The 6,324-nt window shown below is 39.5% G+C and carries 3 protein-coding genes; 2 read left to right on the top strand and 1 reads right to left on the bottom strand.

Annotated features, from left to right (window positions below; all coding sequences use genetic code 11):
• Positions 1-166: 166 nt before the first annotated feature.
• Positions 167-1,450 (top strand): Vgb family protein, encoded by a 1,284-nt coding sequence (locus AC3DU7_RS21590; RefSeq protein WP_488041361.1) that lies wholly within the window; start codon positions 167-169, stop codon positions 1,448-1,450.
• Between the two features lie 94 nt (positions 1,451-1,544).
• A complete protein-coding gene (locus AC3DU7_RS21585) occupies positions 1,545-2,138 on the top strand; it encodes a class II aldolase/adducin family protein (protein WP_488041360.1) in 594 nt (197 codons plus the stop codon).
• 256 nt (positions 2,139-2,394) lie between these two features.
• On the opposite strand, the gene AC3DU7_RS21580 is transcribed toward AC3DU7_RS21585, so the two are convergent.
• Positions 2,395-5,973 carry a DUF4407 domain-containing protein gene (locus AC3DU7_RS21580; protein WP_488041359.1) on the bottom strand — a complete coding sequence of 1,193 codons (3,579 nt, stop codon included), beginning with the start codon at positions 5,971-5,973 and terminating at the stop codon, positions 2,395-2,397.
• Positions 5,974-6,324 lie beyond the last annotated feature (351 nt).

Below are 6,324 nucleotides of genomic sequence, written 5' to 3'. Positions count from 1 at the left end.
CTAAATAGAACTTGCTGAATTTTTCCAAGCAACTCATAAACAGAGGAAAATCTCCCCAAAAATTATTCAATTTTTGCTAACTCAAAAGCAAGAAAATACAAAAACTTGCCAAATAATAAAGACTTGTGCATTAATAGCTAAGATATCCTGAATAAATATATGACTTATGCTAGAAATTAGTGATTTATTTGATGAAAACCTTTATCTAGATGTTAACCCTGAAATTGCAGAAGCAGTAAATAATGGCATCGTACAAAGCGGTTTTGACCACTTTATTCGCTTCGGTCAATTTGAAGGGCGAGACCCCAGTATTTTTTTTGATACTAACTTTTATTTAACCAATAATCCAGATGTTGCTGCCTTAGTACAACAAAACTCAATTACTCCAATTCAACATTTTATTCAAGTTGGTCAATTTGAAAATCGCGATCCTAATTCTCAATTTAATACCGATATTTATCTCCAAACAAATCCAGATGTTGCTGATGCAGTTCAACAAAATTTATTAACTTCCATCGAACATTTTGTTAATTTTGGTATTGCTGAAAATAGATTATTTTCCCAAAATTTTATCGGCACAATATTTGATGTAGTTGTCACCAGTGCAGCTAATAATGGTAATGATGCAGCCATTCGTTTTGATGGTTTAACTGGTCGATTAATTGGTGAATTTCCTAATGGTGGAGGATTAACTGACCCCAGGGATATTGTACAAGAAATTGATGAGTCTAATACTGTTTTAATTAATGGTGGAAATGACAATGTTTTACGCTTCGATGCCACTACAGGAAACTTCATTGAAACATTTATAGAATTTCCCGAATTAAATGGTGGTGGTGCCGTTTTTGGACCAGATAATAATTATTATGTAGGTGCGCGATCGCTAGGTTCAATTGTACGTTTCAACGGTGAAACTGGAGATTTTATTGATGAGTTTATTCCCTCAGAATTAGTAGATTTTCCCAGAGGTTTTGTATTTGGTTCCGATGGCAATTTTTACTTAGGAAATGGTGCCGATCCAGCAACAGGTGGTGGCGGTGGTACAGTCATTCAATATGATGGTCTCACAGGTCAGGTATTGAATCCTAATTTTGTCAATGACCCTGAATTAAGTCCTCTAGATGTGATTAATGGTTTGGATGGCAATATCTATGTCAGCAGTGAATTTCCATTTGGCCAGGATGATTCGGTAGCCACTGTCCGCGTGTATGATGTTGAGACAGGAGGGTTGTTAGATGTACTTGATGCTGGCGTGGATGCAGAGGGAGTGCCAATATTAGATGCGCCAAGAGGGTTGGGTTTTGGACCTGATGGTAATCTCTATGCTAGTAGCACTGGTACTGGTAGTGTGGTTCGTTTTGATGGCGCAACAGGTGACTTGATAGATGTATTTATTGAGTTTCCTCAGTTGAATGGTCAAGCATTAAATTTCGTTCCTGCGGAAAATTAAGCCAGCTCATTAGTTATGATTATAGTAGGTTGGGTTAAGCGGAAGCGCAACCCAACAAAACCTACATTAACTGTTATTTTTCATTATTAAATTTATGGTTATGGATGAGGGAGTAATAAAATATCAATGTCATTGGGTTAAAGAGGAACCTGTGGCAAGCTATAGCATTACTGATTTAATGAAAAAGCGAGATTTTATGTACTCGTTAGGATTAATTGGTGCTTATGAAAATGGCATTGGTTTTGGTAATGTCAGTCAGAGAATAAATGACTCAAATCAATTTATTATTACTGGCACTCAAACCGCCCATTTAGAAATTTTAGGACCAGAATATTACACGGTAGTTACTGATTTTAATATTGAGGAAAATAGCCTAACTTGTTGCGGACCTGTCAAAGCTTCTTCTGAATCTTTAACTCATGCTGCTATCTATTATTATCAACCAGAAATTATGGGTATTATTCATATTCATAATTCTCAGCTTTGGCAAGAACTTATGTATAAGGTTCCTACTTCTAATCAAAAAGTACCTTATGGTACTCCACAAATGGCAAAAGAAATATTTCGTTTGTTTGATGAAGAGAAATTAGGAGTAGAAAAAATATTAGTAATGGCAGGTCACGAAGATGGGATAATTTCTTTTGGGAAAAATTTAGATGAAGCTGCTAATATTTTCTTGAATTTGTAATATTGCAGAAGGAAGAAGAAAGAAGGAAAAATATGGCGTTATCTGAGTTTTAAGCTCTTGATATGTCTTTTGCCTGTTCCCCCTATCTCCGTGTCTCAGTGTCCCCGTGTCTTACCCCCACCAAACAATTCAACAGAAGCTGAAGCCGAAAAGTCCAACTTTTATCCGCTTTTGACTACAACCTTTGAGTGAACTTGGGTAAGTTTAGGGGCTAAATTAATACCTCAGGATGTGGAAGTAGATAAAAATCGACCATTCATTTCAGAGTCCTATGCATATAGTCATTCCATAGTTTTGCCGCATCTGAACTGCTACCACTTGATTTACATCCCGGTTCACTATACGGACTTGAATTTGGCAGTAAGGCACAGACGCCAAGCCAAACCCCGGTTGAAATTCTGATATCTTCATCCAAGGTGCTTTGACTTATAGCTGTGCCAACAAACCACAGATCTTTGCTCTTCGTTGATGTCCCTGTTTTTCCCCCGACATTAAACGAGCTGAAGTCACTCGTGACAGATTCCTTGGCAGTTCCTTTCGGAAAATCTACAACAGACTGGAGCAGTTCCCAAACCCCTTCAGTTGTCTCAGGTTTCAGTACACTTTCAGAAGCCTTTCGCATGGTTTTCTCTCTGCTATAGATAACCTCACATGTCTGCAAGTCCTTAATGTCGCATCCGTTCGCATCTCTTACTCTCACAACTGAGTAGGGATGGTTTAAGCTGCCCTCATTAGCTATCATTGCGAACGAGTTGGTGATATCCAGTAAATTCGACTCTACTAAGCCCAGTTCGATAAATTTAGATTTATTGTCTGCCTCCTGGTACTGCTGCTTAACCGTCTCGTAATCCGAATTTTTGTACGCGCCTCGTATCCTAGATTTTTCTGCCAAGTCTAGAACTCTTTCTTCTCCAACCTCTGAGGCGATTAACACAGCCTCTGGGTTCCATGATCGGGCAAAAGCCTCTTCATAATCTTTGACCCCTATCACTCCATCTTCAAGCGCAGCAGCATATATGAACAGCTTGAAAGTTGATGCCAGCCGTCTATTCATACGTTCTTGGGAGTACTTGCGACTAGAGTCTATGTGACCTAGTAGAGAAGAGTCACTCGTTCCATCTACCATCACGAGAATAGAGCTATCATTTGCATCCAAGCTGACAATACTACCGTAATTGTATCCATCCGCCTCACCCTCCGTTCTGATGTGTTTATCGAGAAGATATTGAGCATCTGATTGGCTCTGAATATTCAATGTCGTCTCCACAATATAGTGCCCGTCAGTATTGAGGTTATTTTCCTTCAGGATATCAAACAGTTCGTCCTCTACAAATGATTGAAAATCTGGGGCTGTACCAGGAGGCTCTTTGCGATCTGGCTTGCTCTTTGTACTCAACTGCACCCAATCATCCATTGGTATGCCTTGAGCTTCCTTGCTAACATCTTCTGTTATTTTCCCCTCCTTAAGAAGCTGTTCAATTCTTTCGTCCCTTGCTCCCTTTATATATTCAAGACATTCCTCCTCACTTTTGAAGCTTCTATCCAGCTTGCAAGATTTACGGTCATAGGGAAGATTAGGAGCTGGCAGTAAGGATACAAGAAATGCAGACTCTGCAACACTAATTTCCCCTATGTCCTTACTAAAGTAAATCTTTGAGGCTTCAGGGAACCCAAATATCCTTCCTTTAGGTTTACCAGCAACGTCATCCAAGAAGTGTTCGTTACCGATATATATCCGATTAAGGTAAGCACTAAGGATGTCTTCTTTAGAGTGATGCTTCTCGAGCATCATAGCCAGGATTATCTGATGGATCTTTTGCCTCAAGCTACTCAGATTCTTCTGCAATGAATTCCAGCTATCGAAATCCTTGCCAAAGTTATCTTGAAAATATGGCTCGATCAATAGTTTTTTTACGGTCTGCTGAGTTATTGTGCTACCGCCTTGCGGATTTCCTTTGAGAGTTTGGAGGAACGCACGGGCAGTGCCCCGAACGCTGACACCCGAGTGATCGAAAAAAGCCCTATCTTCAGAAACCAACACAGTATCAACCAGGCTCTCTGGAAATTCCTTGAATGTTTTTTCTTTCTCAAGTACATGAGCGTACTTATGTATTATTCGCTTTCCATTTCTATCAAGAATTATTGGAGAGTTAATATTGTCTGGGTACGGAATATATCGAGGATCATACCGGCGAGAGACTGTAACTACTTCTACCACAATCGCAAACGTTGCCAACATTAATAGTCCTACGACAGATACGACAGAACCGATTAAGAACTTCGTTATAGTCGGAGACAGCATGATACCCCTCGCTAACATCAAAATTGTGGCAATAAGCCCCTTTGAAGCTGGAATGAGTAACTTCTTCGCTATTCCAGATGCTGATTTAGAAAGATGAGATGAGCCGATTAGAGCAGATTGAAGGTTAGCTAGTGAACGAGAAGCTCCAGTCGATAAATTATTCAACTTGGGCGTTTTTTTTTTCGATTTACCAGTATTAAGGAACTCTTCTAAAGAAAAGTCAGTATTAAATCCCGGTTTTATGATGTTCAATAAATAGTTTCTCTGCTCTTCAAGACTCAGCTTCTTAGAGCCTAGCTTCTCATCGAATTCCTTCTGCAAAATCTCTGACAACTTATTAGCTGCCATTTCTTTTTGCTTCAGCTCGGCATCCAATAGTTTTTGCAGATATATCGCACTTTTTGCAACCTTTTCCAGTTCAAACTTTTGGTTTATGTCCGCACGCTTCCTTCTTATGTTCCGTTCATTCTCAATCTCTCTTCTTGAATTTTCAATTTCCGCTTCAAAAATTTTTTCTTCTAGCTCCTTACTGAACTTGACATTTTTCTTCTCTTCATCCTCCAATATTTCATCATAAGGAGTACGTGGCGACAACAATCTTACGGCGATGGTTGTTCCGTCCAATGCAACAAAAAACAGGACAATAGCCCTACCTGTTAGTGCAACAACTCCCATACCTAGGAAGAGAGGGATTTCTGACTGCTCGATGCTGGACAGTGCATTCAATCGAGAAAGTATATCTGTTGACTCCTTAACTGTGTTGTCATAATTGGCAACTTTTCGGTTTATCTCTGACTTAATTGACGCAATTTCCCGCTCTATTTTTTCTATCTCTAGATTTGCATTATTCACGCCTATATCGCGCTCTTGTTTTCTAAGTTCTTCTATTCTTTTCAACTGTTGTGCAACAGGACCAAAACCGCGATTGCGACCAATACTTGTATTTCCTTCATCGACTTCCTGGGAAAAGTTATCGCTGGCCGCATCAGCTCGTGCCCGGAGCTTGTCAATTTCTTTCTGATATTGAGCTTTCTCCTGCTCTAACTTTTCGATTTCAGGCAGACTAGGTTCCTCCAACTCTTTCCTAAAGAGAGCGACTTTTTGAACCCTGATTTCTTCAAGTTTCTCTTCGATTGGCTGCTCAAAAATTTTCACCTGTAGAGGTGTTGCCACTATCATACTTATGCCCGCAGAGATTAAAAGTTTCATTATTGAAAATACGGGACTGAAGAGCCTCTCAAGAAAATGGGGTTTTTCCTTCTTGCGAATACTTGAGATGATAGAACGGTCTAAGTATCCGAGACTAAGACCAAAACCAACCCCTCCGAGACAAGCTGCTAAATAGTTCTCAAAAACAGTGAACAGAGCGTATCCACCACTCACTCCCCCAAAAAAGGTAATGAGTACAATTCCGACACCAATCCAAGTATACGTACTACCTTGAGAATAAGCTTTTTCAAGGATTCGCGCGTCAGCACCACCGCATACTGCTAAGAAAAGTGATATTCTACCTAAACCTTTCTGTTGTCTCATTATCTAGTCTTGTTTGCCCTTTGTTATGCTTCTGAATACTCTACATCGGCGACATTGCGAAGTCCGCATGCGCCTAAAAGGAAAGCACAGAGTTGCAATAAAAAATTCCTTTCATAGTTTTAGATGATGTTTTTGCAAAAATTAAATCCCCCTTGATAGCCGGAATTCAATCCGACTAAAGTGTTAATTCTGTTTTCTTTTTGGACACTAGAGAGGGGACATTTATTTTTTGCTCTCTAAATGAAAGATAATTGTTTTACGAACAAATGTCAACTAACGTTCTCTCAACCCAACCGACGGTTAGAGTTAAGCTCGAAATACATCTGTAAAAATACGGTCAAATAAGATTAT

This window comes from Okeania sp., from assembly GCF_983059655.1.
The sequence above is the reverse complement of the archived record's forward strand: the minus strand, read 5'-3'. Positions and strand labels throughout refer to the sequence as shown.

What these genes read in the sequence shown, in the direction of transcription:
- AC3DU7_RS21590 (WP_488041361.1), top strand. Translation starts at nt 167, where the DNA reads ATGCTAGAAATTAGTGATTTATTTGATGAAAACCTTTATCTAGATGTT.
- AC3DU7_RS21585 (WP_488041360.1), top strand. Translation starts at nt 1,545, where the DNA reads ATGGTTATGGATGAGGGAGTAATAAAATATCAATGTCATTGGGTTAAA.
- AC3DU7_RS21580 (WP_488041359.1), bottom strand. Translation starts at nt 5,973, where the DNA reads ATGAGACAACAGAAAGGTTTAGGTAGAATATCACTTTTCTTAGCAGTA.